Source organism: uncultured Microbulbifer sp. (assembly GCF_947489355.1).
Lineage (GTDB): Bacteria > Pseudomonadota > Gammaproteobacteria > Pseudomonadales > Cellvibrionaceae > Microbulbifer.
The window spans coordinates 63,725-90,515 of the sequence record NZ_CANLDD010000003.1 but is presented as its reverse complement, the minus strand read 5'-3'; the positions used below and the strand labels follow the sequence as shown (position 1 = coordinate 90,515).

The 26,791-nt window shown below is 52.4% G+C and carries 22 protein-coding genes and 1 pseudogene; 13 read left to right on the top strand and 10 right to left on the bottom strand.

Annotated elements, in window-relative coordinates:
* Window positions 1–4: 4 nt before the first annotated feature.
* Both Q1A48_RS03245 and Q1A48_RS03240 read left to right on the top strand, forming a co-directional pair.
* A complete protein-coding gene (locus tag Q1A48_RS03245) occupies window positions 5–553 on the top strand; it encodes a transposase (protein ID WP_299941125.1) in 549 nt (182 codons plus the stop codon).
* A 493-nt stretch (window positions 554–1,046) separates the two neighbouring features.
* Window positions 1,047–2,441 carry an IS4 family transposase gene (locus Q1A48_RS03240; RefSeq protein WP_299941122.1) on the top strand — a complete coding sequence of 465 codons (1,395 nt, stop codon included), beginning with the start codon at window positions 1,047–1,049 and terminating at the stop codon, window positions 2,439–2,441.
* Window positions 2,442–3,499: 1,058 nt separating this feature from the next.
* Here the strand turns inward: Q1A48_RS03240 and Q1A48_RS03235 are convergent.
* The 3 genes and pseudogenes from Q1A48_RS03235 to Q1A48_RS03225 form a co-directional block, all read right to left on the bottom strand.
* Window positions 3,500–3,622 (bottom strand): class IIb bacteriocin, lactobin A/cerein 7B family, encoded by a 123-nt coding sequence (locus Q1A48_RS03235; protein WP_299941119.1) that lies wholly within the window; start codon window positions 3,620–3,622, stop codon window positions 3,500–3,502.
* A 23-nt stretch (window positions 3,623–3,645) separates the two neighbouring features.
* Entirely contained in the window at window positions 3,646–4,311 is a 666-nt protein-coding gene (locus tag Q1A48_RS03230) for an ATP-binding cassette domain-containing protein (RefSeq protein WP_299941116.1), read from the bottom strand.
* A 471-nt stretch (window positions 4,312–4,782) separates the two neighbouring features.
* A pseudogene (locus Q1A48_RS03225) lies at window positions 4,783–5,472 on the bottom strand (transposase).
* Window positions 5,473–5,567: 95 nt separating this feature from the next.
* Between Q1A48_RS03225 and Q1A48_RS03220 the strand changes: the two are divergent.
* Window positions 5,568–5,906 (top strand): DNA-3-methyladenine glycosylase I, encoded by a 339-nt coding sequence (locus Q1A48_RS03220; RefSeq protein WP_299941113.1) that lies wholly within the window; start codon window positions 5,568–5,570, stop codon window positions 5,904–5,906.
* A 140-nt stretch (window positions 5,907–6,046) separates the two neighbouring features.
* Here Q1A48_RS03220 and Q1A48_RS03215 read toward each other — a convergent pair whose 3' ends face one another.
* The 6 genes from Q1A48_RS03215 to Q1A48_RS03190 all read right to left on the bottom strand — a co-directional run bounded on the left by Q1A48_RS03215 (window position 6,047) and on the right by Q1A48_RS03190 (window position 11,809).
* A complete protein-coding gene (locus tag Q1A48_RS03215; protein WP_299941111.1) occupies window positions 6,047–6,481 on the bottom strand; it encodes a DUF2214 family protein in 435 nt (144 codons plus the stop codon).
* A gap of 887 nt (window positions 6,482–7,368) precedes the next feature.
* Window positions 7,369–7,737 (bottom strand): hypothetical protein, encoded by a 369-nt coding sequence (locus Q1A48_RS03210; RefSeq protein WP_299941108.1) that lies wholly within the window; start codon window positions 7,735–7,737, stop codon window positions 7,369–7,371.
* A gap of 280 nt (window positions 7,738–8,017) precedes the next feature.
* Window positions 8,018–9,691, bottom strand: a complete 1,674-nt coding sequence (locus Q1A48_RS03205) for a flotillin domain-containing protein (protein WP_299941106.1) — start codon at window positions 9,689–9,691, stop codon at window positions 8,018–8,020.
* A 15-nt stretch (window positions 9,692–9,706) separates the two neighbouring features.
* On the bottom strand, window positions 9,707–10,360 hold the full coding sequence (locus tag Q1A48_RS03200; protein ID WP_299941104.1) for a YqiJ family protein: 654 nt from the start codon (window positions 10,358–10,360) through the stop codon (window positions 9,707–9,709).
* The gene (locus Q1A48_RS03195; protein WP_299941102.1) at window positions 10,360–11,022 is read right to left on the bottom strand and encodes a PspA/IM30 family protein; all 663 of its coding nucleotides are present in this window, start codon (window positions 11,020–11,022) and stop codon (window positions 10,360–10,362) included. Before Q1A48_RS03195 ends, Q1A48_RS03200 begins: the two co-directional genes overlap by 1 nt.
* A 331-nt stretch (window positions 11,023–11,353) precedes the next feature.
* Complete coding sequence (locus tag Q1A48_RS03190; protein WP_299941099.1) at window positions 11,354–11,809, bottom strand: hypothetical protein; 456 nt, start codon at window positions 11,807–11,809, stop codon at window positions 11,354–11,356.
* Between the two features lie 290 nt (window positions 11,810–12,099).
* On the opposite strand from Q1A48_RS03190, the gene Q1A48_RS03185 reads away from it, so the two are divergent.
* The 10 genes from Q1A48_RS03185 to Q1A48_RS03140 all read left to right on the top strand — a co-directional run bounded on the left by Q1A48_RS03185 (window position 12,100) and on the right by Q1A48_RS03140 (window position 26,251).
* Entirely contained in the window at window positions 12,100–13,482 is a 1,383-nt protein-coding gene (locus Q1A48_RS03185; RefSeq protein WP_299941096.1) for a nicotinate phosphoribosyltransferase, read from the top strand.
* A gap of 229 nt (window positions 13,483–13,711) precedes the next feature.
* Window positions 13,712–15,343, top strand: a complete 1,632-nt coding sequence (locus Q1A48_RS03180; RefSeq protein ID WP_299941094.1) for a TldD/PmbA family protein — start codon at window positions 13,712–13,714, stop codon at window positions 15,341–15,343.
* 38 nt (window positions 15,344–15,381) lie between these two features.
* Window positions 15,382–16,713, top strand: coding sequence for a TldD/PmbA family protein (locus Q1A48_RS03175; RefSeq protein ID WP_299941092.1), 1,332 nt, complete (start codon window positions 15,382–15,384; stop codon window positions 16,711–16,713).
* A gap of 27 nt (window positions 16,714–16,740) precedes the next feature.
* Window positions 16,741–18,372 carry a TldD/PmbA family protein gene (locus Q1A48_RS03170; protein WP_299941089.1) on the top strand — a complete coding sequence of 544 codons (1,632 nt, stop codon included), beginning with the start codon at window positions 16,741–16,743 and terminating at the stop codon, window positions 18,370–18,372.
* Between the two features lie 152 nt (window positions 18,373–18,524).
* Window positions 18,525–19,250, top strand: coding sequence for a DUF4159 domain-containing protein (locus tag Q1A48_RS03165; RefSeq protein ID WP_299941087.1), 726 nt, complete (start codon window positions 18,525–18,527; stop codon window positions 19,248–19,250).
* 2 nt (window positions 19,251–19,252) lie between these two features.
* Complete coding sequence (locus Q1A48_RS03160; RefSeq protein ID WP_299941085.1) at window positions 19,253–20,251, top strand: MoxR family ATPase; 999 nt, start codon at window positions 19,253–19,255, stop codon at window positions 20,249–20,251.
* Between the two features lie 5 nt (window positions 20,252–20,256).
* Complete coding sequence (locus Q1A48_RS03155; protein ID WP_299941083.1) at window positions 20,257–21,159, top strand: DUF58 domain-containing protein; 903 nt, start codon at window positions 20,257–20,259, stop codon at window positions 21,157–21,159.
* A gap of 1 nt (window position 21,160) precedes the next feature.
* Window positions 21,161–22,351: a BatA domain-containing protein gene (locus Q1A48_RS03150; protein WP_299941080.1), complete on the top strand. Its 1,191-nt coding sequence runs from the start codon at window positions 21,161–21,163 to the stop codon at window positions 22,349–22,351.
* Window positions 22,344–24,563, top strand: coding sequence for a hypothetical protein (locus tag Q1A48_RS03145; protein ID WP_299941077.1), 2,220 nt, complete (start codon window positions 22,344–22,346; stop codon window positions 24,561–24,563). Before Q1A48_RS03150 ends, Q1A48_RS03145 begins: the two co-directional genes overlap by 8 nt.
* Window positions 24,560–26,251, top strand: coding sequence for a hypothetical protein (locus Q1A48_RS03140; protein WP_299941074.1), 1,692 nt, complete (start codon window positions 24,560–24,562; stop codon window positions 26,249–26,251). The genes Q1A48_RS03145 and Q1A48_RS03140 overlap by 4 nt, the downstream gene beginning before the upstream one ends.
* On the opposite strand, the gene Q1A48_RS03135 is transcribed toward Q1A48_RS03140, so the two are convergent.
* Window positions 26,240–26,791 carry a lipocalin family protein gene (locus tag Q1A48_RS03135; RefSeq protein ID WP_299941073.1) on the bottom strand — a complete coding sequence of 184 codons (552 nt, stop codon included), beginning with the start codon at window positions 26,789–26,791 and terminating at the stop codon, window positions 26,240–26,242. The genes Q1A48_RS03140 and Q1A48_RS03135 overlap by 12 nt on opposite strands.

Here is a 26,791-nt window from a genome sequence, read left to right as displayed (position 1 = left end):
AAGGTTGGTTATTATTCATAATAATATTTCTTCGTTGAATGAGTTCGGTAGTGTAAAAGGGATCTATAAAAATAACAACTTTATGATAGAGTACTACCGTACAGATAAAATCCAAAGTCGTAACGCAATGCAACCCAGTTTTTTTGATTTCAAAAATCGTCATCACAAGCTGAATGAACGCGACCCACTCACTGAACTAAACAGACTGGTTGATTGGGGAGACTCTCGTACCATTTTGAGCAAAGTTCGCACAACGAAACGTAAGAGCAGTGCTGGCAGAAAACCATTCGATGCGTTGTTGATGTTTAAGGTCCTGATACTACAAAGACTGTACAACTTGCCGGATGACGAACCGGAGTTTCAAATTCAGGATCACTATAGCTTCTGTCGTTTTCCCGGAGTTAATTCCGAGGGTAAGACACGGGATGCAAAAATTATTTGGCTATTCCGGCAGCGATTGATCACTGCAGGCTTGACAGCAGCTTTGTTTCGAAACCTTGACCTGAAAATTGGATGCCAGTGGTTACAATGCCAAAAAGGAACAAATCGTTGATGACAGTCTTGTTGAGGCTCCAACACAGCGTAATACGTGTGAAGAAAACAAGGAAATCAAAGAAGTTAAGATACCACAAGGATTTCAGGACAACCCAAACGTTTTGCGATATACAGAATCTGAATGCCCACTGGGATAGATCGCTGTTCTTCCAGGCATCGATGTGCTGCTGCCAGAAATCGAATTTACTCTGAGTGGCCATTTACTAGCAAGACAGGAGTGAAGAATACCCCTCTCCCAGGTTCGTATGAGGCATGGATACTGATTACAAGCGTACAGGAATGTATCCACAGCGTGTCCCGGGAGAGGTATTCTTTCTTTCCGACCCGGCAGTAAATCTCCTGATCTTTAAAAATCAGGAGGTTAGAGAAAAACTACTCGGTCTTTCAGATGGGGTTACTTGACATTCAATTACCCACAAATTCGGCACCAATTTGATTGCTTACCAGCTATTTGTTACCTTTCAGTACATCCGCTGTGCTGAGGGCACACCATGGACTCCTGGTTAGATAAAGAGCTTTCCAGTTGTATTTTCAAGGACAAAAGGCTTACCGAGCGCTTTAAAACAATAATCAAAACCCTATCAAAGGGATGTGGAAAATCAATCCCACAAGTTTGTGAAGAGTGGTCGATGGCGAAGGCAACCTACCGCTTTCTATCAAATGACAGAGTTGATAATGATGATATTCTTGCTGGTCACTATGATCAGACCAAGAATCGCATTGGAGCAACTCGCGGCCCAATCCTAATTTTGCACGATACCACTGAATTTTCATATAAGAGGGAATCGCCTAAAGCCATTGGACATACTCGAAAATTACCTACACCTGATCGAATAGCTAAAGCATTTGGGCAACAGCACAAAGCCTGTGGGATATTGATGCATGCAAGTATGGCAATAACGGCCGAAGGGTTACCTCTGGGATTGACTGCTATTAAATTTTGGTCACGAGAAGCGTTCAAGAATACCACCAAACTGAAGAGTAAGATCAATCCAACACGAGTACCTATATCAGAAAAAGAGAGTATAAAGTGGCTTGAAAACCTTAAGTCCTCGAATGAACGAGTTTCGGATAGCCCTGCAAAGCTCGTTCATATCGGCGATAGGGAAAATGACATCTACGAATATCTATGTCAGTGCCAGGGACTTGGGTCTTATTTTGTGGTGCGCAGCTGTGTGGATCGCTTAGCCAATGAAACAACTCTTGCTGAAGAGGTGGCAACGAGTAAAGCTTATTACAAACATGTGATCAATTTCACAGATAGCGATGGAAATACCGTTAATACGGCAATGAATATCAAGGTAAAAACACTCGCCCTTCATCCTCCTATTGGAAAAGAAGCGAATTATCCCGATTTGCGAGTTACCGTTGTTTCTGCTCTTGAAGCCCAAGAGCCTGTTGGCAGAGAGCGTATTAAATGGACATTTCTCACAAACTCACCAGTAAAGAAGAAGGAAAACGCACTAACGGTACTGAATTGGTACAAGCAACCTTGGAAAATAGAAACCTATTTTAAAATATTGAAATCTGAGCTAAAGCTTGAGGAATCAAAACTAAGAACAGCCGCCAGGCTAACAAGGTTGATTTCCATTTGTTGCATTCTGGCGTGGAGAATACATTGGCTGACAATGTTAAATAGAGAAGACAAGCGGTTGTCTCCAAACTTGGCTTTTGATGATATTGAAAGGAAAATATTGATTCAGTATTTTCAGAAAATAGTGGTGCCTTCAACTTTACAGGATTATATCGATCGATTAGCGAGATTGGGTGGATACTTAGCGCGGGCAAGTGATCCGCCACCAGGCAATACCGTCATTTGGAGAGGCATGAACAAACTGTATGAATTGCGTGCGGGCTTCGAACTCGCCTTAGATGTGGGTAATTGAATGGTTACTTGATCGCTTACGAAACAGCTTAAGTGAATCCTAATAATGACTCAATATAAACTAGACCTCCCTTGCCACTTTGGCTTCCAGCATCTCAGACGAGGCAAGAAGTTGGCCTACTCATATCATAACCAGATGCTATAAATTCCGCTAGCCCGGATTTTGCACCACCAGCTTACCTTGCTGCCATTTCTTGTGGAAGCACGGCTCCGGGAAAGTGGCATTATTGTAATCAATAAGGATAATATTCCTGAGAAGCACGATGTCATTTCCGATCAGCGTACCGTCTCTACAATGTTTTACTTTCGGCGGCACTGGTAGCAAAGGAAAAGATCGATTTACTTGAGAAGGATCGTAACCGCAATTAGAAACTGATATAACCTAAGGCCATTCCTTCAGAAAATATTTACAAAAAGGACTCGCTTTAGCAGCCATCATACGATTAGATTGCTAGCTTAATTTGTGAAAGAAGCTCTAGATATTGTTAGGTTAACCGCATGTTAAGAAACCTCTATCTCTGGCTCACAGATTCGCATGTTCTGAGTTGTATTGCGAAATTTATTCCTTAAGAATATAGCGATTGGCATACGAAACCGGTGCGTATTGCTCTGTGAGAGAGATGAGGCGTTGACACCTCACCTCATGAGAGACCACCATAAGGTTAATAATTCCATATTTTAGACTTCTCATGTATTTTTGGGTAAATGCTAACTACCCAAAAGCATCAAAGGTAGTGCAAAAATAAAAAGGCTAATATATTTTGGAAAACGGAATGAAAGATAAAAAATACTGCAGCTTAAAAGAAAGCTGGTAATTATGCTCAATGCCTTATGGTAAGAAAATTCTGCTAATAAAAAAATAAGAGCATAATAGGATGAGAAGCCACATATAATGAAAGAGAGTGATGCTATAAATAATTTTTCCGACAAAGCGAATTCTGAATTTTTTTTTAAAAAATTTCCCACTATAATTCCCCTCATCACAAAAAGCCACTCACAAAGTAATTTTGTAAGTGGCTTGATAGAGAGCTCCTAATTTAGAGGAGCCTGAAACAAATCTTAATAAGCTTTTGGTGAGTTGCGGATCGAAATTATTGCTATAGCAACCCTAACCCCAATTACTACTAAGGGGGCCAATCCACCATTCACTTGCTCAACTTCATTCATAGTTAGTTCTTGCATTTTATTTTCCTCTAAATTAAGGGTTATGCCAACTTATTGTCAGCTAGATTTATCTGCCTCCCTGCAGATTTTACCGTTTCCGGTCGATGGGCAACCAGTATCCAGGTAATGGCAAGTTGCTGAATATGCTGGTTAACCAGCGATTCATTCGCCATATCCAGATGACTGGTTGCTTCATCCATGAACAGGATGCGAGATGCGCGATATAAGGCGCGTGCCATCACAATTCTTTGCTTCTGACCTCCGCTAAGACTGATGCCCATATCACCAACGAGGGTTTTGTATTGCATGGGCATATACATAATTTCTTCATGGATACACGCCAACTGCGCGCAGTGGACTATGTATTGGAGATCCACCTGAAGCTCGAAACAGGCGATATTGTCACCGACAGCTCCAGCGAGCAATTGATCGTCCTGCATAAAACCGGCAATCTGGCTGCGATAATTTGGCAGTTGCTTCAGGGGTTGGCCATCGATCAGGATTTCCCCTTCGGTCGGTTCCAGCCAACCTGTTACGCTTTCCTTGCGGGCATAGTGGCTACCAGCGAGCCAGATAACGACAACAACCACCCAGGCTAGTAGCAATGATAAAATAATGGTGTGTGAAAGATGTGGTAGGGGCAGAATCTCACCGTGCAGGCGATCTGCTTGTTTTTCCATGGCTTGCTGGCGGAACAACCCTCTCACTACAACTTCCTCACTACAGCTTATTTATATTATGGCGTATTTTTTATCATTTCGCGGCAGTGTAGTCAACGGGATCAAATTACAAATCATTACAGTGGCTGTTCCAGCACCACTAAGTGACAAAAAAATATCAATTTGTATAAAAACCGCATTCATTTGATGCGAATAAGAAAACCCGATGGGAGAGTAAAAATTATGTCGCCAGTAAACCTTAAGCGGCAACTGGTTAGGTGCTCCACTTTTTAAAATTTGACAAGAATGGCTATCCAATGTCATCACCATTCAAACCCATTCACCCCAGACAATCCTATTCTATGGCACCTCTATAAATTCACATTAAACTGCAAAATTCAGTACACTCGGTGATTCCATTTTTTATCAACCATAATTTCATTAAAAGCCACAAAAAAAGATATTTGATGGGTTTTAGAGCTATTTCAGCCTGTTCTGAGGAAGCTTCTTCCTTATTCCTCATGCAGCGGGCGCACGTCGACTCTGTAAGCTTACAAATCGACGCATGTTGTTCACCAAATTCATCATGCCAACCTTAACCGCAGCGCACCAAATCCCAATAGTCCGCACGAGCATAACCCCTGCTCATTTTCCATTGACCCAAATTCATGCTCGACTCTAACTCGAACTCTGGACTTGCGACGGTTCTCCTCCGTGTCTCGCTTGCTGAGAGTCTTACCCCGGTTCCCTTTCTTATGCACATAGCTGTGGTGTACCATCGCTTCCAGCCTGATCTCGCTTTCTTCACTGTAGTAAGCACTATCTGCCCAAACATCCTTGGAAGTGTTATCGCTCAGCAGTTCATAGAACACCTGCGAGTCGTGCACTTCGGCGAGGCTTCATAAGCTCGGCGTTTACTAATTGTTCGCGAAACAGCTAGATCGTCTTGACGTCCGGTGTTCTGTCTTCAGAATTCAGGTTGAAAAACCGGCAAAATGTAAAGCGGTCGCGTATCTGATACTCCAGTTCATCGTCTGATAAGTTGTACAAATGCTGCAATACCAGCGCTTTGAACATTAGAATCACATCGAAGGGTTTTCGTCCTGCATTGCTTTTTCGCGGTTTTGTGCGAATTTTATTCAAAGTGTTCCGAAAGTCTTCCCAATCAATCAGCTCTCGCAGAGTAATCAGCGGGTCACGCTCGTTCAGTTTGCGATGTCGGTCTTCGAGATCTAAGAAGCTCGGCTACATTTTTTGCACAACCTCCAATTGAGAGAGATCGGATCGATTCTAACAAAAATTAGGTGATTTTTAGAGGTGCCCTCAAAGTGGAATCTGCGGTGAAAAATGCCCGCGCGACTCTGGCCCTGCGGGATAAGGGGCTATTCCTATCGCAGTTTCTCTGGCAATTTACCGGTGGCCAGGTGATCGTAAACCGCCCCGTTTCTCTTCGACAAGCGTCGGTCAGCACCCCCGAGCCCGATGTCATGAGCAAGGCATTAAAAAAAGCCAACTTTAGTTTTGTTGGCTCAATCATTATGTATGCCCATATGCAGGCTAGCGGCTTGGTCAAAGACATTTGCGCAGCTGTCCAGCGCTGCGTAGATGCGGCACAGGCAACGGGCCTGTTTAGGTGGTTATAGGCCGGCAACGCATTGCGGTATATCTTACCCAAAGCCTGTCTGGCTGCCAGGTAAATCTCTCTCGGTGGCGGATTCAGCCGCGACAATATCGTCGCTCATGGGTATCGTGTGAAAGCTACAGATCACATACCAAGTGGTTTTTATAGGTACCCGGTGCCTCTGGAGATTAATACACCAAGATAGGGGAGCATTAACAGTAATAATAGCTCAAGGCGCTTAATGGCAATAATATGTGTTGGAACATCCAACACCGGTTTGGCACTGTTGCGGTTTTTGAGTAAAAAAACGGTTGGAATCACTGAGATCAGGGCAATGACTAAAAAAAGACCAAGCTTTGCGTGAAATACGGGATTGTCAGAATAGAATTCTTTGGGCTTTCCAACATAAAGCCACAGAAATAAACCAGCAGTTAAGGTTAAAACGGCTGAGATACCATATACAAGGTCGATAAATGCTAATTTTTTACGCATTTCAATGACCAATGTTTTTGAAAACAGGATGTTTTCAGAGATCAACATGGAAGCAAGCAGGATAATGCCTAGAAAATGGCCATATCTAATAAATGTGTCGTTCATGATTGTCTCATCGAATACGATTTCGCAGCCACAATAAGTCCGTCATTGTTACAGACTGCCGCATCCGGTTCCTCAAATGTAGTTTTGCTTGTATTATACACGCATACTATTTACCCGATATTCAAACAGCCACTCCGTAACCCCCTGAGATGCTGGCATAACTATACGGTATTGTTAATATTTTACGAGTGCATGCCAGTCCGCGATCAAAGAAAAAATGATAAGCTGGAAATAGTTTAACAGGCCCTTGAAACCAAGCCAGCCTAGGTAGTGGCATTAAACCGATTAGGTCTCAGCGGATATGTGGGACTTCTGTACCATTTTGTAGCTTTGCACCAGGCCTTCTCCCAAATTCCGGCTCACAAGGTGCCATTATAGTACTACTGAAGCCGTATGTAGCGACATTACGCTCCATTAGCGCGGACAATGTTAATCTGTTGGCTCGCTACAGAAAAAATATTGAAATACTTGGTACAAAAGCTTAACTTCACGAACTTTTATGGTTATTGGAAGTGTGATTTGCACCAGAAGACAAATGTTCTCTTACATTTATCTTCCCTGAAAGATACGAGTGCTTAAATTTAACACAAATTAGATCAACACAGAGAGGTAGCGGACATTCAATATGCGCTTGGGGAAAAGTCCGGTTTTGAAGCTCAGTCGACAAGATGGCTTGACATATTTGGCAGTATAAATGGTGTCGACTTCAATATCGAAACCGCATGTTGGAAAGGTATGTGAAATACTTTTGATACTTTCAAACTATACCGCCTCTATACCAACGGAATATAGCGGAAAAGGCTTAATTAGGGCTCTGTAGCGCTAAATGGGACACCCACAAACCCTATCGCTAGCGCCGATTGTTGCATCGGCGCCAACCTCGGAGGTTAAAAACCGGTTTCGTAATGCATACTGGCCTCCACATACTCGATAGTGCCATCGTCGTAATGGATATAGGCCTCCGCTTGGTTCGGTGCATAGGCACGCACGGTCACAGTACAGGACAGCCCTGAATTACAGCCTTTTATCCAGTTAATTCGATCAATCGACTTGGTAATGTTGGTGATTGCCCAGCTTCCCGAAGTGGAATTGCCAAAACTGAAATCTATCCCCTCACAATGGGAAGTCCCGTTGCCAAAGACATTCCCGCCTGATTGCACATTGAGCGTACATACAAGATCGGCAGAGAGGGCGGGGAGTGCGGTAAAGGAGCCGACCACAAACAAAGATGCTAATAGTATTTTTTTGGTAAACATAATCCTGACCTTATAATTTCAAATCCATTGATATCGCTATATATACAGCGATCGTTGCCAGCTTATCACTGGCATTAGCACTTTCCTACCTATAAAAAAACCCGACCACGGTAAAATGTGGTCGGGTTAACAAAAAATGTGTTTTTAGAAATTAGATGCTTATCTCGGGCAAACTACCAGGATTTCAATCAATAAACTCTACCGGTACCCGTCAGTAGCGAGTACTCTGCGAGTTTTCAGAGAAAACCAATGTCCACTCTTACGCTTTTGTCTCGACAGTCTAGCTGAGATCTCCGACACCCGCTTCTTTCAGCAAGGAATCCACCAATGGCGCCATAGCACGGTGTTTGAGCGCGCTGCCTACCAGGGCTTCCGGCAGGCTTTGTCCTTTGGCTTGCGCATCGCCGTCGAGAATACCACTACCGGTGCGACCATCCATACCATTCAGCCCTTCCACAGAGATAATTTTCATCCCCTCAATAGCCTCCAGCGGCTTGACACTCTCGCGGATAATATTTGGTAGATTCTCGTGCAAACTGAGGACTTTCTTGAGGGCGATCTGCGCTTCGTTGAGACTGTTGAAGGCCTCGTTCATAAGGCGTTGGCCCTCGGCATCCACGGCGTATTTTTCGCGGTCTGCGTCCACCTTAATACGTACAGCTTCCGCCTCCGCACCGGCTTGCAGGCGCAGCGCTTCGGCGCGGTCTTCCGCCGCGGCTTTTTCCGCCTCGGCCGCCACCTTGATTGCGGTGGCCTGGCGTTCGGCAACTTTTTGCGCCTCGATAATCTCGATACGCTTATCCCGCTCCGCAATCTCCACATCCTTGGCCGTGTGCACCTGCTCCTCGGCTTTCACCGCCTCGGCCAGGGCTACGTTGGCCTGCTGATCGGCAAGAGACTGCTCCTTGGATTTTTCCGCGATGGCAATGGCGCGCTCCTGCTCGGCAATCTCCACGGATTTCTGTTTGGAAATACGCTGCTCTTCCAGGAATCGCTCGCGATCAATTTCCTGTTCCTGCAGGCGCCGTTCCTTCTCAATTTCCAGCAGCTTGGTGGCCTGTTCCGCAGCGATCTGCGACTGGCTCACTTCACGCTGGGCTTCAATCTCTGCCTGGCGGGCGGCGCGCTCCTGCGCGGCCTGTTCGCGGGTGATATCGGCCTGTTGTGCGGCCTCGCGATTTTCCAGTTCGCGCTGCTGCTCCAGGTGGGCGTAGCGTTTTTCCTTGTCTATTTCCAGCTTCTGGCGCTCTGCCTCGAGATTTTTCTTCTCGATCTGCACCATGGTTTCCTGCTCGACATCATTGACTTCTTTGCGTCGCGCCTCAATAGAACGGGTCATGCTGGCGAGACCCTCTGCGTCGAACACATTGTCCTGGTTGAAAAACTCCTTGTGGGTCTGGTCCAGTCCTGTCAGCGACACGGATTCAAGCTCCAAGCCGTTTTTCAGCAAATCTTCAGAAACCACCTGCTGTACTTTTTGCACAAACTGGCTGCGCTGTTCATGCAGCTCGGCCATTTCCATTTCAGCAGCCACAGAGCGCAGGGCATCCACAAACTTACCCTCGATCATGTCCTTCAAAGCCTCGGGGTCCAGAGTGCGCAAACCCAGGGTCTGCGCCGCATTGGCAATGGCATCGGTATCCGGTTTCACACGCAGATAGAATTCGGCGAGCACATCCACGCGCATGCGGTCCTTGGTGATCAGGGCCTGCTGTTCCTTGCGCGATACCGCGAGCCTCAAGGTATTCATATTGACCGGGATAATTTCATGCAATACCGGCAGTACCAGGGCACCACCGTTCATAATGACTTTTTGCCCCCCCAATCCGGTGCGTACAAAGGAGCGCTCTTTGGAAGCGCGGGTGTAGAGGCGCGCAAAAATCGCTCCGATCACAATCAAAGCTACCAGTACTGCACCGGCAATAAAAAGGATGCTAGAAAAATTTTCAATCACTGAGTGGTTCTCCATTTAATTGTTTTTAATCAGATGTTGGCTGGTGGGACGTGTCACGCGAAAATGTGCTCCTAGCGCCTCCACCAGCAACACTTTTTCCCCTTGCTGAAAGGTTTCACTTTCGTCCGGCTCCACCATCACATAATGGGTCGTGCCATATTCATCCCTGAAACGCGCTTCTGCAGGAGATCCCGTCTCGGCCACACCGATCGTGATGGTCGCCACCCGGCCCACGAAGGCGTCGCGTTCCAGCGCCTCACTCTCATCACCGAGCGCAAAGCGCCGCAGCAGGTTCCCCACAAAGCGCACCTGTGGCAGGGTCAGGAAAAAGACACCCAGGGCCGCAAGACCACCGGGCAACAGCAAACCAAAAGTGGACTCGACCAAGCTCTGTAACAGCAGGCCTGTTGCACCAAAGCCGGTCAGAAAGGCCACCAGCAGGATTAACGCCGGCACCTCGCCAAAGCGCAACCAACCGAGGACCTTGGTCAGCCCACCGGACAAGCCGGTATCCGGTACCTCCAAATCAAAATTCGGCAGCAGATTATCGAGCAAATCCGAAATCGCAACGCCGATCAGTGTCATCACACCCTCGAGCAGCGCGATCATTAACATTAATATCAGTGCGCCGGTAAAGATCAGATTCTGGTCCTGTAACAGAAATACCATCAGGCCCCCGACTTAAGCTTGGCCAAACGCTCCTGAATGCGGTTATTGCGTGCCAGTTCCTCAAGTTCCGCCAGCTTGTTTGCATCCTCACAGGATCTGGAGGTGGGTACACCCGCCCGCTCCAGTACCCGGTTAAAGGCCTCGGTGGCCTGTTCCACCTGGTTTTCCGTGCTGCGGCTGGTACCGCGGCCATCCCCGCTGACACCATTGACCACATGCTCGCTGGCCTTGGCATACTCTCTGAGCTGCTCGCGCATTTCACGTTTCTTGCCCTGCAGGGCATTGATGTAGGCATTCAGTTCCTGCATCTCCGCATCGTTCTCTACAATCGCTTTTTCCAGCACCGGCAGTTGTGCCTCAATATCCATCTGCTTGGCAATGGCGGCTTCAGCCAGGTCATCGCGCCCGGCCTTGACCGCAACATCAATCTGCTCCACCAGGGCACTGTGACGGCTGTTCTCATCGTTGAGTGCCTTGGCGTTGAGATATTTGGCAGCTTCCGCCTTACCCAATTGTTCCCGCACATCGGCAATGGCCTCATCTATCTCACGGGTTGCCTGTTCCATCACCAATTGCGGTGTTGCGTTTTCCACTGAATCCACCAGTGCATTGGCGGATGCTGAAATTAATCGCGAGATACGCTTGATCAATCCTTCTCTCATGAGTATTACCCTCTGTTGTTTTAAAATTTCCCAAAGCCATATGCGATCCATCAACACCCGACGGTTGCCCACAGACCCTGTCCGAGTGACGGGATTCAACTGTCTGTGAATTTTTCCGGCACCAGGCCGGTTGTGACGTATCCCTTTACCACCACAATGAAAAGACCGACAGTTAAACGGATCTTGCATACCCTGATGGATTGCCATCTCGACAATAAGGGATACCTGGCTGCAATTGCTTTTATTGGCGTGCCTTGCCGGCCCTACCAACCCAGAAAACTTGTAATTGGTGGCATTTTGAAACTGAATAAATCCCATCCGGTAAGGGGTTTTATTCGGTCAGGGCACCCTCCAACCGCTGGCGAATGGTTGGTGCCGACTCGCGGTGAAGACTGCGCGGATTCTCCTGCTGTGCCAGCAATAGCATTTTTTCCAAAAAGGCATCCACAACAGGTACGAGGCCCTTTTCCAAAGGTGGTGCCATCACTTCACAGGTAGCACTGTTCTGCACGATTGCCACACTTTCTGCCAGCAATTCCAGTACGGCTTCCACCAGTAAACTGCGCTGGTTTTCCTCTATATAGCGGGCCTTGACCGCAAGTACGGCGCCTGCCGAAGCGAGGTAGGCGCGCGCCAGACTCTGCACCCCCACCGACTCCCTCGCCATGGCGATGACTTCACGCACTTTTTCACTTTGCGTGACTGCGCCATTGCGATCGATGGACATCAGATAGGCATAGTCATCCGCTGATAAACGCGTCGAAATGGATTGAGATTTATTGAGCATGTTGTTCCCTTGCTTGCCATGTATACAAAAGTACACATCTATATACAAAAGATCAACCACTATGGATCGGATTAATTTGGACAGGTGATCCAAATGACAGGAGAAAAATACCGCGTTGCGCTGTGCTATCTATTATTCAGGCGTGCTTTCGCCGGGGTGTGTATCCAGAATGTCACACGAAGGAAAATTACACGCACTTACACCGGGCGTTTCCCCAGCAAAAACGGGGCGCTCTAACAGGCAATTTGCGACACAGGTAATGCCTTCTGCCAAACTCAGCTGAAATAGCCATGCCAACAGAAAATCCGATCCTCAATGTGGACAGCTACAAGGCGAGTCACTACCTGCAATACCCGCCAGGCACAGAGTATGTCAGCAGCTATATTGAGTGTCGCGGAGGGGAATTCACCCAGACAGTCGTGTTTGGATTGCAGGCATTCCTCAAGGAATATTTGTGCAAACCGGTGACGCAAGAGCATATCGAGGAAGCGGTAGATATACTGCAATGCCACGGCCTGCCTTTCCACCGTGCGGGCTGGGAACATATAGTGCTGAGACACGGGGGCCTCTTGCCGCTGGAAGTCAGCGCTGTCGAAGAGGGTTCTGTCATTCCCCTGCACAACGTCACGACACAGGTGGTCAACACCTGCCCCGCCTGTTTCTGGCTGACCAGCTATATTGAAACCGCGCTGGTGCGCGCTATCTGGTACCCCTCCACGGTGGCCACCCAGAGTCGGGAAATCAAAAAAATCATCGCCCACTATTTAAGAGAAACCGCGGATTCCCAGGAGGGCCTGCCCTTTAAATTACATGACTTTGGTGCCCGCGGAACCAGCAGCTTTGAGAGTGCCATGCTTGGCGGCATGGCGCACCTGGTGAATTTTCACGGAACCGATACGCTTTCCGGGGTTATGGCGGCAAGGAAATTTTATCGTGCCGGCATGCCGGGATTTTCCATACCTGCCGCAGAACACAGCACCATTACTGCCTGGGGCCGCGAACACGAAGTATCCGCCTATCAGAATATGATGGAACAATTTTCTGGTAAACATAAACGCTTTGCGGTGGTGAGCGACAGCTATGATTTGTGGAATGCGGTGGAGCATATCTGGGGTAAAACCCTGAGAGACGCTGTGATCAATACACCCGGCACTGTGGTTATTCGCCCCGATTCCGGCAATCCGGTACAGATTGTGGTCGAGTGTATCGAACGGTTAATGACAATTTTCGGCGCCGAGACCAATCGCAAAGGCTATCGGGTGCTGCCGGATTATATCCGCCTGATCCAGGGCGACAGCGTATCGCGTTTTTCTATTCCAAAAATTCTGCAGGCAATGAAGGAGCAGCACCAAAGCGCTGACAACATCACCTTCGGGATGGGGGGAGAACTGTTGCAGAAAGTGGACCGCGACCTGATGAGCTTCGCCATGAAAGCCAGTGCCGTGCGCATCTTCGGCACTTGGCGGGATGTGTACAAGAACCCGCGCACCGGTCCCGAAAAGGCATCCAGACGCGGGCGCCTGGCCTTGGTTCAGCAGGACAATGGTGCACTGCAGACCGTTCGCCTGGAGTCACTTGGCCAGCGCCGCAACCTGCTGAGACCGGTATATCGCAATGGCGAGCTGCTGATCGATGCCACCTTTGATCAGGTACGCCAACGCGCATCGATTTAAGTGGGCCCCCTCTATTCTCCTCCGCCAACTATCCACCTGCCCCCACCAGGCCTCACTTCACCGAGGTGCCACTTTACAAGAGGGCGTGAAGCCTGATAGTTGTACATCCTTCTAGGTGCAAACCTGGTACGGACTCTATGCCCGAAAGAGCCCCGCGCAATGACCGGGCCCATAACAATAAACGCACCCCAAGCGGGCAAACCGCTGCGTTGGGGATACAAGGTAGCCAATGGAAAGAAGACAATTTCTCAAAATCGCCGGCGTCGGCACCGGCGGTCTATTATTGCCCCTACAGGGGATACAGGTCAGTGCCGAGCAACTGCTCAATGAAGGGATGCACACCTCAGACAAGAGGCAACTGGCGGATGTGGTCCTGAACACGGCCCGCAAAGCCGGCGCCAGCTATGCGGATGTGCGTATCGGCCGCTATCTCAACCAGTACGTACTGACCCGCGAAACCAATGTCGAGAATATCATCAATACGGAATCCCTCGGCGCTGGCATCCGCGTGATCGCCAGCGGCACCTGGGGCTTCGCCGCCACCAATGACCTGACTTCCGACGGTGTCGCCAGAGCCGCGCGCCAGGCTGTGGCTGTGGCTGTGGCCAACGCCAGATACCAGACAGAGCCCGTGCACCTGGCGCCGGTTAAAGGGGTGGGCGAAGTCTCCTGGCAGACGCCCATCCAGCAAAATGCCCTGGAAGTGCCCATCAGCGAGAAGGTTGACTACCTGATGGCCGTCAACAACAGTGCACTCAAGGCCGGCGCCAGCTATATCCGCTCCTCCCTGTACCTGGTGAACGAGCAGAAGTACTTCGCCTCCAGTGATGGCTCCTATATCGACCAGGATATCCACCGCCTGTGGGCGCCTATGCAGGTTACGGCCGTGGATAAGAAAAGTGGTGCCTTTAAAACCCGCAACGGCCTCAGCGACCCGGTGGGCAGAGGCTATGAATACCTGGCCGGTCACGAGAAAGACAAAATCCGCGGCCAGACCACGCTCTACAAAACCTCCTACGATATGGCCGAAGATGCGGTGCTGGCTGCCGAGCAGGCCCAGGCAAAACTGTCGGCCAAGTCCATCGAGCCCGGCAAGTACGACCTGGTGCTGGAGCCGTCTCACCTGTGCCTGACCATCCACGAATCCGTCGGCCATCCGCTGGAACTGGACCGTGTGCTCGGCTATGAGGCCAACTATGCCGGTACCTCCTTTGCCACCCTGGATAAATGGCGCAGCGGCAAGTTCCAGTACGGCAGTGACAAGGTCACCCTGTTTGCCGACAAGGTACAGCCCGGTTCCCTCGGTGCGGTCGCCTACGACGACGAGGGGGTGAAAACCAAGCGCTGGAACCTGGTAAAAGACGGCATCCTGGTAAACTACCAGGCCACCCGCGACCAGGTGCATAGGATCGACCAGAAGGAATCCCACGGCTGCAGTTATGGGGATAGCTGGTCCAGTGTGCAATTCCAGCGTATGCCCAATGTCTCCCTGGCACCGGGTGAGAAAAAATACGCGGCAAAAGATATGATCCGCGATGTGGAAAAAGGGATTTATATCGTCGGTCGCGGCTCCTTCTCCATTGACCAGCAGCGTTACAACTTCCAGTTCGGTGGGCAGCTGTTCTACGAAATCAACAACGGTGAGATTGTCGGCCAGGTGGAGGACGTTGCCTACCAGTCCAACACCCAGGAATTCTGGAACGCCTGCTCAGCCATTTGTGACAGCAGAGACTACCGCCTGGGCGGTACCTTCTTTGACGGCAAGGGCCAGCCCAGCCAGGTAAGTGCGGTTTCCCACGGCTGTTCCACTACCCGATTCGACAAAGTCAACGTTATCAATACCAAGCGCAAGATTGCCTGACCGGCTGCGCACAAAAATAAGTAATTGGAGAAAAGGCAATGGCAATTCTCAGCAGAAGTGAAGCAAAGCGTATTCTCGACAAGGTTTTAAAGTACAGCCGCGCCGATGAGGCCAGCGCACAGCTGGGCGGAGGCGAGACCGGCAATATTCGCTATGCGCGCAACAGTGTCTCCACCAGCGGTATCGTCAATAACACCGAACTGGCAGTGGAAGCGCGCTTTGGCAAGAAATCCGGTGTGGCCACCATCAATGAATTCAGCGATGCTTCCCTGGAAAAAGTAATGCGCCGCGCCGAGGAGTTGGCCAAGCTCTCGCCGGAAAACCCGGAATCCATGCCTATTCTGGGCCCGCAGAAATATATGAGTGTGGACGGCTTCGCCAAATCCACCGCGGATATCACTCCGGACCAGCGCGCCAAGGCCGCAGCGGACTCCATTATCGCGGCTAAGGAAAAGAAAGTGGTTGCCGCCGGCTACCTGGAAGATGAACGCGCCTTTGCCGCAGTCGCCACCTCCAAGGGGCTGTTCGGCTATCACGCCGCCACCTCCGCCAACTTCACCGTCACCATGCGCACGCAGAATGGCCTGGGTTCCGGCTGGGCGGAGAGCGATGTCACTGACTTCGCCAGCATGAATACCGGCAGCTCCTCCTCTGTGGCCATCGACAAGGCCCTGCTGTCCCAGAAAGCCCGTGCCCTGGAGCCGGGCAAGTACACCGTGGTCCTGGAACCCAATGCGGTCTCCGGCCTGATGGGCTATATGCTGAGCGGTTTCAACGCACGCAGTGCCGACGAGGGCCGCAGTTTTATGAGTAAGAAAGGCGGTGGCAACCGCATCGGCGAAAAGATGTTCGACAAGCGCGTACATATCTACTCCGATCCCGCCAACCTCAATGTACCGGCACAGCCCTGGGCCAACTCCGACTTTATGCCGCAAGAGCGCATCGATTGGGTCAAGGACGGGGTGGTGAAAAACCTGACGCGCAGCCGCTACTGGGCCAAACAGAGCAAGAGCGAATCGGTGCCGGAACCCAACAACCTGATTATGGTCGGCGGCGACAAATCCACCGAAGAGCTGATCAAGAACACCCGCCGCGGCATCCTGGTGACCCGCACCTGGTATATCCGCATGGTCGATCCACAATCCCTGCTGCTCACCGGCCTCACCCGCGACGGCACCTTCTATATCGAGAACGGCAAGATCCAATACCCGGTGAAGAACTTCCGTTTCAATGAAAGTCCGGTGATCATGCTCAACAATATCGAGGATATGGGTATACCGGAGCGCGTGGGCATGTGGGGGATGTCCGCTATGGTGCCCGCACTGAAAGTACGCGACTTTACCTTCAGCAGCCTTTCCGACGCCGTATAACGGCCCGCCCCCATTGAGGATGACGAAATGGACAGAAGAAAATTTCTCCAGCTCAGCGGTGCCGGCCTGGGCGTCTCCATGTTGCCGCTTTCCGGCAACCTGGTAGCCGAGAGCAAACTCACCCAGAGCGGTATTGATCTCGCCGTAAAAAAAGAGTTTGCGGATGTGGTCCTGAACAGTGCCAGAAAACTCGGCGCCAGTTATGCGGATGTGCGCATTGGCCGCTACCTGAACCAATACGTGGTCACCCGCGAAATGAAGGTACAAAATGTGGTGAATACCGAATCCATCGGTATGGGTATCCGGGTGATCGCCAACGGCACCTGGGGCTTTGCCGCCACCAATGATCTGACCACCGATGGCGTCGCCCGCGCTACCCGTCAGGCGGTAGCCACCGCCAAAGCCAATGCCAAATACCAGCAAGAACCGGTGCAGCTGGCCCCGGTGAAAGGCCACGGCGAGGTCAGCTGGCAGACGCCAATTCAAAAAAATGCCATGCAAATCCCCATCGCGGAGAAGGTAGACCTGTTGATGGAGGTGAATAAGTCTGCGCTGGATGCCGGTGCCAGCTATATCAACTCCATGCTGTACCTGGTGAACGAGCAGAAATATTTTGCCTCCACCGACGGCTCTTACATCGAACAGGATGTCCACCGATTGTGGGCGCCCTTCTCGGTAACGGCGGTGAACAAGAAAACCGGCGGCTTCCGCACCCGCCAGGGCCTGAGCCAGCCGGTGGGCCGCGGCTTTGAATACCTGGACGGTCGCACCCAAGACAAAATCCAATCGCAGACAGTGCTTTACCGCGATTCCTACGATATGACCGAAGACGCGCGCCTGGCGGCACAGCAAGCCCAGGAAAAGCTCACGGCCAAATCGGTAAAACCGGGTAAATACGATCTGGTGCTGGACCCCAGCCATCTGTGGCTCACTATTCACGAATCCGTCGGACACCCGCTGGAACTGGACCGCGTGCTCGGCTATGAGGCCAACTTTGCCGGTACCTCTTTCGCCACCCTGGATAAATGGCGCAGTGGCAAATTCCAGTACGGCAGCGACAGGGTCAACCTGTATGCCGATAAAGTACAGCCCGGCTCTCTCGGTGCAGTCGGCTATGACGACGAGGGCGTGAAGACCGGCAACTGGGATCTGGTAAAAGACGGTGTTCTGGTGAACTACCAAGCCATTCGCGACCAGGTACATATGCTGGGGCAGAAGGAATCCCATGGCTGCTGTTACGCCGACAGCTGGTCCAGCGTGCAATTCCAGCGCATGTCCAACGTTTCACTGTCACCGGGCAAGGAAGAGTTGAGCGTCGACGATATGGTCAAGGATGTGGAGAAAGGTATTTATATTGTCGGTGCCGGCTCCTTTTCCATCGACCAGCAGCGCTACAATTTCCAGTTCGGCGGCCAGCTGTTCTACGAAATCGAAAACGGCAAGATCACCGGCATGGTAGAGGATGTCGCTTACCAGTCCAACACCCAGGAATTCTGGAATGCCTGCTCGCAGGTGTGCGACAAGCGCGACTACCGACTGGGCGGGTCCTTCTTCGATGGCAAGGGGCAACCAAGCCAGATAAGTGCCGTGTCCCATGGTAGTTCCACCGCGCGTTTTGACGGTATCAATGTGATCAACACCAAGCGCAAGCTGGGCTGATTATTTATGCGTGCAAGGGTCAAGCCGGTGAAAACCGGCATCTATCTGTTACAGACTGAATGTGTAGCTGGTACGACCCTTGCCTTTGTCTTTCCCAGAATCATTTCAACAATAAACCCATAATTCAACCAATGCCGTAATAGAGTTATCCCGTGTCCCTCACCCGCAAGGCTTTTCTTCAGCACCTGATCCTGGGCAGTTGCGCCGCAGCGCTGCCACTGGGTGGACGTGCGCAAAATACAGAAGCGGGTAGCGCACGGGAACACTACGATTTTTATTTCACCCGCCTGATGTACGAATCCGGTGACTGGGATGTGGATCAGCGCATGCCCTCCAACCTGCTTAACTCGCTGGTGGAGTACACCAACCTGAAAGTCGACCCCAAAGAGCACATAGTGCCATTGGCCGACAAGAAAATGCTGCTGGCTCCTTTCTGCTACCTGGCCGGACACAAACTGGTGCAGTTCACCCCGGAGGAGGTGAGGAATTTTCGCGATTACGTTAATCGCGGCGGCTTTGTATTTGTGGACGACTGCAACCACGATATCGACGGCCTCTTTGCCAAATCCTTCGAAACGCAAATGACCGAGCTGTTTGGCAACGGCTGCCTGCAAAAACTCCCGCACGATCACGACCTCTACCGCTGCTTTTTCCAGTTCGACGAACTGCCGGTAACCAGTTTCGAGTTAAATGGCTGGGGCGACGACCTGGTACACGATTACCTGAAAGCCATCGTCGTCAACGGGCGCATCGCCGTACTCTACAGCAATAAGGATTTTGGCTGTGAATGGGACTACGACTACCGCAACAAGCGCTGGCTCGCCATCGACAATACAAAATTTGCGGTAAACATTGTTATTTACGCACTCACGAGCTGACTATGCTGACCACCCTGGAAAATACCATCGAAGAACAACTGCACAGCCTGGACAACCTGCAGCAGGAGATTGCGCGGGTGATTGTCGGTCAGAAGCCGGTGGTGGAACAGATGCTGATCTGCCTGCTGGCCGCTGGCCATGCCCTGCTTGAGGGGGTGCCGGGGCTGGGTAAAACCCTGTTGGTAAAAACCCTCGCCGATGCCAGCGCATTGGATTTCAAACGGGTACAGTTCACCCCGGATTTGATGCCCGGAGATATTCTCGGCAGTGAGATCCTCGAAGAGGACCACAGCACCGGCAAGCGCTTTTTTAAATTCCAGCGCGGCCCGGTATTTACCCATATTCTGCTCGCGGATGAAATTAACCGCACCCCACCCAAAACCCAGGCGGCCCTGCTGGAATCCATGCAGGAGGGCTCGGTCACCGTGGGTGGCAAAACATTGGCATTGCCCGACCCCTATTTCGTACTGGCCACACAAAACCCCATCGAACAGGCCGGCACCTATCCCCTGCCTGAGGCACAATTGGACCGCTTCCTGCTGAATATCCTTATCGACTATCCGGATGCGCGGGATGAGGTGGAAATCCTGCGCTCCACCACCGGTACCGCCAGAATCAGGCCAAGCCCCAGTCTGGACGCCGAGCAACTGCGCGAAATGCAGAAACTGGTGCGGGAAATTCATGTGAGCGACGACCTGTACCGCTACGTGTCGGCGCTGGTGCGCGCCACCCGCGCCGACACCCGTGGCAGCACTACCCTGGACCAGTGGATCAAGTGGGGCGCAGGCCCCCGCGCTGGCCAGGCGCTGATTCTCGCCGCCAAGGCCCGCGCCCTGTTGCAGCGGCGCCTCGCCGTTACCCGCGAGGATATCCGCTGCCTGCTGCTGCCGGTGCTGCGCCATCGGGTACTGCTCAGTTTCCAGGCCCAGGCCGATGGCATCCAGATGCCACAGCTGATCGACGAACTATTGGCTGCGGTGCCGGAACCCGGCCGGGACTGATCACCGTGTCATTGCTGTCCCCCAAAACCCTGGCCAGCTGTCGCGATCTGGTGTGGCTGTCACGGCATATCGCCGAGGGCGTGATGCTCGGCGTTCAGCACAGCCAGCGCCGCGGCACCGGCCTGGCGTTTCACCAGTACCGCGGCTATCAAGCGGGGGATTCGATCCGCCATATCGACTGGAAATTGTTTGCCCGCAGCGATCGCTACTATGTGCGCGAGACCGAGCAGGAGAGCCGCATGCATGTGTGCTTTGTGCTCGATACCAGCGCCTCCCTGGGCCAGGCGAGTTTTGTCGAGTCCAGCCTGAATAAACTGCATTACGCCAAATGCTGGATTGCCAGCTTGTGCTGGCTGCTCAACGCCCAGGGTGACAGTTTTTCCCTGTTGGCCATCAACAGCCAACAGACTGTCCATGTGCCCGAAGGCCAGGGCGAAAGTCACCAGCGCCAGATCGCACTTCAGTTGCAGCAGCTCAATGCCTGTAACCACTGGCCGGATCAATCCCAACTGGCCCCCCTGTGGCAGTACTTCGAGCGCCCCTGCCAAGTGATATTACTGAGTGATTTTTTTGAACAGGAGAATGAGATCAGCAATTTCGCCGCACACCTGCACGCCGCCGGTCGCCCCTGCCTGCCGCTGCAATTGTTGATCGAGGCGGAGCAGACTTTTCCCTTTGGCGGGGAGCTGAAGCTGCTCAATCCGGAAGCGAACCCCAATACCCCAGCAGCCTTGGAAGTTGACGCCGAGCGGCAACGCCAGTCTTACCTGGACGCTTTTGCTCGTGCGCAGAGTGCGCTCAAAGCACGCTTTGCCGCCCAGGAGTGTATATTGCAGAGTGATCTGATCGAGCAGCCTGTGGAAAAGTCCCTGCGCCAGTTTATCCAGCGCCACGGCAGGTTGTGCTGAGATGCTGTGGATAAATGCCTTTTTCCAGTCCCCACAGTGGCTGTGGCTGTTTGCCGCCCTGGCCATTCCCATTGCCATCCATCTACTGCGACGCAGTAATCCACAGCAGATCCCCTTTGCCGCGCTGCAGTGGGTACAAAGATATGCACAGAGTCGCGCACGCCAGCCGGTTGTGGATAACAAATGGTTGCTGTTATTGCGTCTGTTGGTTGTCACCCTGCTGGCACTTTTACTGGGTCAGCCATTGATCAAAAGGAATATTTATCCCCAAGAGGCGGTGGTACTGGTAGATCCCAGGATTGAGGCAATCGACGCGAATGCCTTTATCCACCGTTCTCTGCCGCAACTTGCCGAGGCCGATCACAAAGTACTGTGGTTATCCCCAGAAACAACTGCTGTAACCTCACCTCCACCGCAAAATATCGACCTGTGGAAAACTTTAACACTATTGTCCCGCCGTGCCGATTTGCGTCGGGCTTATATCCTGCTGATTAACAACGCATTCCCAGCATCCCATCGGGCACTTCGCACCAGTCCCCACTGGCAGTGGCACAGCCTCGATAAGCCCGCCACAACAAAGGGTCCGGTATTACCGAGGGTCGCCGTGATGGGCAAGGTGCCCAATTGGTGGGCACCGGTATTGGAAGACTGGCGTGGCGCCATGCCGGAGTTATTGGTACAAACTCTGGAACAGGAAGCGGCACTCAGTGCCCAAGAAACGGATTGGCTGGTTTACGCAGGCCCCGCGCCCCTGCCCCAGACAGTAATGGATTTTGTTGCCGACGGTGGCCTGTTGATCACCGACAAAAGTATTCAGCCCCCTGACCACTTGGACTTTGTCACTGTAGATCAAAGCTATCCCGTTCAGGCGGCTCCCATGGGACGGGGAAGCTGGCTTCGCTATGGAATCGACTGGCACAGCGCAGAATTTTATCAACGAGCGGAGCTACCCGACTATTTATGGCAACAGTGGTCGGCGCAGGACTGGCCACTGCAACACCGCAACCGCGGCCAGTGGTCGGGCATGAACCCTATGGGCATCCCTGTGGTAGACAGTGCGGTGGGAAACCGCCGCGCGGAACAACTGCAACCCTGGCTGATAGCCGCCCTATTGATGCTGCTGACGCTTGAGCGACTGCTTGCCCTGTCCCGATCTCCAAGCAGGAGAGCCGGGGAGACGCGCCATGGATAAGGGCCTGCAAACCATGAACGTTGTGCGCAGGCGCTGGCAACTGGCAGCCTTGCGGCCTTACCTCTGGCTCGGCACCGGGCTCAGCCTGCTGGCCGGCCTGGGAGTTTTCCTATTCGATTGGCCCCAGTGGCTGTTACCCGCCTGGCTTGGCATTGTGATGGCGGCGCTACTGTTGGATCGCAGCTGGCGCCCAACTCGGGCATATTTATGCTGCCAGTTGGATCGGCAATGCCCCCCACTGCAGGACAGCAGTCAGTTACTTTGGCAGCGGGAATCCGACCTGAGTCCCGTGCAGCAACTGCAGCGCAATCGTATCCATAAAGAACTGCAGCAATTACTGCAAATACCCAATAAAACACCGCCAGGTCCGCCCCGCTTGCGCAGTCCCCTGGCACACGCCTTGGGTGCCTGCCTGGGACTTTTGTTATTTATTCTTGGCGACACTATTTTTGCAACAAACGAAACCGGTATCGCTGAACAAAAGACCGCTATTTCCACAACGGAAAAGCTCTCCATCGTGCACGCGGAAACCCGCATACAGCCACCCGCCTACACCGGCCTCGCACCCTCCCGCCAAACCCTCCAAGTCGATGCGCCGGAGCAGGCCCAGGTGCAATGGCATATTGAATTCAATACGGCAGTAGATGGCCTGGAAATGCTGGCCGAAACGGAGAACTTTGCCTTTATCCCGGAAGGGGAAGTGCCCAGCAAACAATGGCAGTTGCAGCGCACTGTGAATAAGGCGGATTTTTACCAGCTCTCTGTGCAGATCTCGAGCACTCGCAAGCTGTTGCCGGAAATTCACAATATCCAGGTAAAAAAAGACAGCGCCCCGGAGTTTGCCTTCGAAGCACCGAGCCTGCGTGTAGACACGCTTTATGGCAGTACCAAAGGCATCCCCGTAAAAGTCATGATGAATGACGATTACCAGGTACACTCGGCAGACCTGCTGATAACACTTGCCAGCGGCACCGGGGAAAATTTGCGCTTTCGCGAGGAGCGTATTGCGCTCACCAGCTTGCAGTCACCCCCCCCAACAACAAACCCCACAACAAATGGCAAAGAAGTTCACTACGATTTCACCCTGCCCATCGATCAGTTTTCCATGGAGGCCGGCGACGAGCTCTACTGGTACCTGGAAGCCAGGGATAACCGTGAGCCCAGCGCCAATGTGGCCAAGAGCCAGCACTTTATCCTGCGTTGGCCACAGGAAGAGATCTTTGGTCTCAGCGACAGTGCGGGTATGGCGATCAAGGTATTGCCGGAGTATTTCCGCAGCCAGCGCCAACTGATTATTGATACCGAAGCTTTGCTGGCCGAGCGGGAGCAGCTGCAACAGGAGGCGTTCCGCACGCGCTCCGAGGGCTTGGCCTATGAGCAAAACCTGCTGCGTATGCGTTACGGCCGCTTCCTCGGTGAGGAGGACTCGGAAGCAGAACACACCGAGCGTGGAGACGAGCAACACAGCGGCGAAGAGGAAGCAGGACACGGCGATGCTCACCATCATTCGGAACAGGGCGAATACAAATCGCACAACCGTGAAGCCGCCGCACCATTTTTACAAGGTGACTCCCACTTCGAACAGGCAAAACGTATAGCCGCTTCCGCCGGCCACCTGCACGACAACTCGGAGCATGCCACCCTGTTTGATCCACAGACCAAGGAGCTGCTGCGCAATGCGCTGAATGCCATGTGGAGTTCCTGGCGCGATCTCTCGGTAATCGAGCCCCAGGCCTCCCTGCCCCATCAACACCGGGCCCTGCGCTATATCAAGGAAGTGCAGCAGGCCTCGCGTATTTATTTACAGAGAGTCGGCTTCGAGGCACCGCCGCTGGACGAAAGCCGCCGCCTCAGTGGAGAACGGGAAGCAGTGGTTCCGGAAACCGTCAGCAGTGAATTTGATCAGGCGCAAAGGGCGCAGGTGCTGGCGCTGATGGAACAGGTACGCACGGGTGCCGACCTTGACACCGATCTCCACAAACAAGTCAGTGAACTCGCCACAACCCAGGCGGCGGATCTCGGATTAGAACTTTCCAAACAACTACGCCTTTACCAGCAGCAACCGAATTGTACCGACTGCCGGCAATCCCTCAACCGGCTGCTCTATCAGCTGCTACCCGCCCCCAAGGCCGCCCCTTCATTGCCTGTGCAGACTGAGGAAAATAGCCATTTCAGCCGTTGGCAGCACCGACAGGGGGAGAGCCAACAGTGATTGAGTTTGTGATACCCGGCCTGTGCCTGCTGGCCTGCATCGTCTCAATGCTTCTGTTGCGACGCCGTCGCCACAGACCACTCGACTATGCTCTGCAACTGGCCATCTGGCTCAGTGCCTGGATGCTCTGGCAACCACCCGCAATCGTCACAGCCGGGCGCCATGCTGATCTCAACCGTGAGGATCTGGCTGGTGCGTTACCGGTCAATCTCACCGGAGTGAAAAATATCTCGCTGCACGGGTTGCCTCCTGGCCGCGACGCCCTGCGGGATCTGGCCCCGGTGCGCCTGGACCTGTCGAATGCCCAGATTTCCAACGCTGGCTGGAGATTCCACTGGCAGCGACAAATCACCCTGGGGGAAACGCTGCAATTACAGATTCACAGCAATCAACCACTGGCAGAGCGTTCGCGGCTTAACCTGTTAAATCCCTACGGCGATATCGAACAAAGCATTGAGCTGAAAGCCGGGGAGAAAGCGCAGGCACAACTCGGTGCCCTCCCTAAACTTACTGGCCCCCAGCTCTACCGGGTGCAGATTGAAAATGCTACGGGCGAAAGCCGTTTCGAACCACTGCCAATCGTGGTGCTAGAGCCGCGCCAGCCGAAGGTATTACTGTGGCTCGCACGTCCCGCTTTCGAGTCGGCCGCCCTGTCCCGCTGGCTGCGCCAATCCGGTGTTGCGGCACAGGTAATGACCCAGTTAGCACCTGAAATTACAAGAAAGGAAACCCTTAACGGGCTGCAACTTACCGAGCCACAAAATCTACTGGCAGAGACAAACCCATTCGATCTACTGGTCCTCGATAGCGCCTTGTGGCCACAACTTAGCTCGCAACAGAAGCAGCAGCTTGACTCACTGGCCTCAAACAAATCGCTGTTGTGGTTGGTGAGCGGCGATGCCGCTGAAGACTTTGTCCAATACAGTGCCACCCAATCCATGCCCCTGCAAAAGACAGGAAGTACAGAGCCTGATATACGCAACTCCACCGAGTTTAGCTACCAAGGAGCAAACAGCACTGCTACCCTCTCCCTACGCACGCACGGCTTTCAAGTGGCGCAACCGACCTCCAGTGATTTCCTCATTGGCAACCGGGGAAATCCACTCTTCTGGGGGCGCTCGAGAGGAACCCAGCACCTGGGATTTATCCTGTTTAGCGACAGTCACCGCTGGCTCACCAGTGGCTTTGCCTCAGAGTTCGCCAGTCTGTGGAAATCCATTTTCGATTACCAGTTGAAACACCTGGGAACACAACAGCCGATAACGCCCTCCGGTGCATTGCCCCGTGCGCAGGAGCGTATCACCCTGTGCAGCTCACAATTTTCCGGCGCCAGCCCACAGCTGTTGGATTCTCGGAATAAATCCCAGCCCATAAGCGGCGGCCATGCTGGCACCAACGCCCAGGGCCAATGCCACACTTTCTGGCCGAGAAATGCTGGCTGGCACCAGCTAAAAACCGAAAATGACGGGGGCCCGGTATTTGATTTTTATATCTTTGCCAAAGAGGACTGGCCCCTCTGGCAGCAATCCCTAAGCGATGGAGAAGCCCAACAGATGGCTACCGCACGCCTGGGGCCGATAGATAATACCCACTCAGCTAAGGTGCCTATCGAACGCCAGTGGCCGGCCCTGATTCTGCTGTTACTGGTGTGCATAAGCTGGTGGCGCGAGCGCGCCTTATTGCGCTGAGGGTTTGTTGCCCGCTTGGGCCTCCTGCCTGGGAAAGATCAGTTGCTCAACAGGGTAGCCCAAAGCCCTGGCCTTCTGCAGAAACTGCTCCAGCACATCCTGAGGCAGGATCGGGGTGCGGGACAATATCCACAGGTAGGACTTGTCATAGCCGGACACCATCGCGTATTTGTAGTCATCTGTCAGGGCAATCACGATGTAAGAGGAATAAAAGGGCCCGAGGAAAGAGACTTTCAGATGGCCGACATCCCTGGGCCCGACAAATTCAGCCCGCCCCCGCGCCAGTTGCCAGGCATCTCGCCCTTTCGAATAACCGGTATTGACCACGGCGACAGAGCCATCGGGGTTGAGGCTGTAGTCAGCGGTTACCAAGGTCAGGCCCCGCTCAAAAGCGTGGTCCAGGCGGGCGATCTCATACCAGTGGCCCAGATAGCGCTGCAGCTGGAAATTCTGTACCGGCTCAACCCCTTCAGGTACCCGCGTACAGGCCCCAAGCCAGGGAAAGGAAAACAGCAACACAGCCAGCGAAAACCACTTCAC

Excerpts from the sequence above, each read along its gene's own strand:
- Q1A48_RS03240 (WP_299941122.1), top strand. The coding sequence starts at position 1,047 with ATGGACTCCTGGTTAGATAAAGAGCTTTCCAGTTGTATTTTCAAGGAC.
- Q1A48_RS03235 (WP_299941119.1), bottom strand. The coding sequence starts at position 3,622 with ATGCAAGAACTAACTATGAATGAAGTTGAGCAAGTGAATGGTGGATTG.
- Q1A48_RS03215 (WP_299941111.1), bottom strand. The coding sequence starts at position 6,481 with ATGAACGACACATTTATTAGATATGGCCATTTTCTAGGCATTATCCTG.
- Q1A48_RS03210 (WP_299941108.1), bottom strand. The coding sequence starts at position 7,737 with ATGTTTACCAAAAAAATACTATTAGCATCTTTGTTTGTGGTCGGCTCC.
- Q1A48_RS03200 (WP_299941104.1), bottom strand. The coding sequence starts at position 10,360 with ATGGTATTTCTGTTACAGGACCAGAATCTGATCTTTACCGGCGCACTG.
- Q1A48_RS03195 (WP_299941102.1), bottom strand. The coding sequence starts at position 11,022 with ATGAGAGAAGGATTGATCAAGCGTATCTCGCGATTAATTTCAGCATCC.
- Q1A48_RS03190 (WP_299941099.1), bottom strand. The coding sequence starts at position 11,809 with ATGCTCAATAAATCTCAATCCATTTCGACGCGTTTATCAGCGGATGAC.
- Q1A48_RS03185 (WP_299941096.1), top strand. The coding sequence starts at position 12,100 with ATGCCAACAGAAAATCCGATCCTCAATGTGGACAGCTACAAGGCGAGT.
- Q1A48_RS03180 (WP_299941094.1), top strand. The coding sequence starts at position 13,712 with ATGGAAAGAAGACAATTTCTCAAAATCGCCGGCGTCGGCACCGGCGGT.
- Q1A48_RS03175 (WP_299941092.1), top strand. The coding sequence starts at position 15,382 with ATGGCAATTCTCAGCAGAAGTGAAGCAAAGCGTATTCTCGACAAGGTT.
- Q1A48_RS03170 (WP_299941089.1), top strand. The coding sequence starts at position 16,741 with ATGGACAGAAGAAAATTTCTCCAGCTCAGCGGTGCCGGCCTGGGCGTC.
- Q1A48_RS03160 (WP_299941085.1), top strand. The coding sequence starts at position 19,253 with ATGCTGACCACCCTGGAAAATACCATCGAAGAACAACTGCACAGCCTG.
- Q1A48_RS03150 (WP_299941080.1), top strand. The coding sequence starts at position 21,161 with ATGCTGTGGATAAATGCCTTTTTCCAGTCCCCACAGTGGCTGTGGCTG.
- Q1A48_RS03145 (WP_299941077.1), top strand. The coding sequence starts at position 22,344 with ATGGATAAGGGCCTGCAAACCATGAACGTTGTGCGCAGGCGCTGGCAA.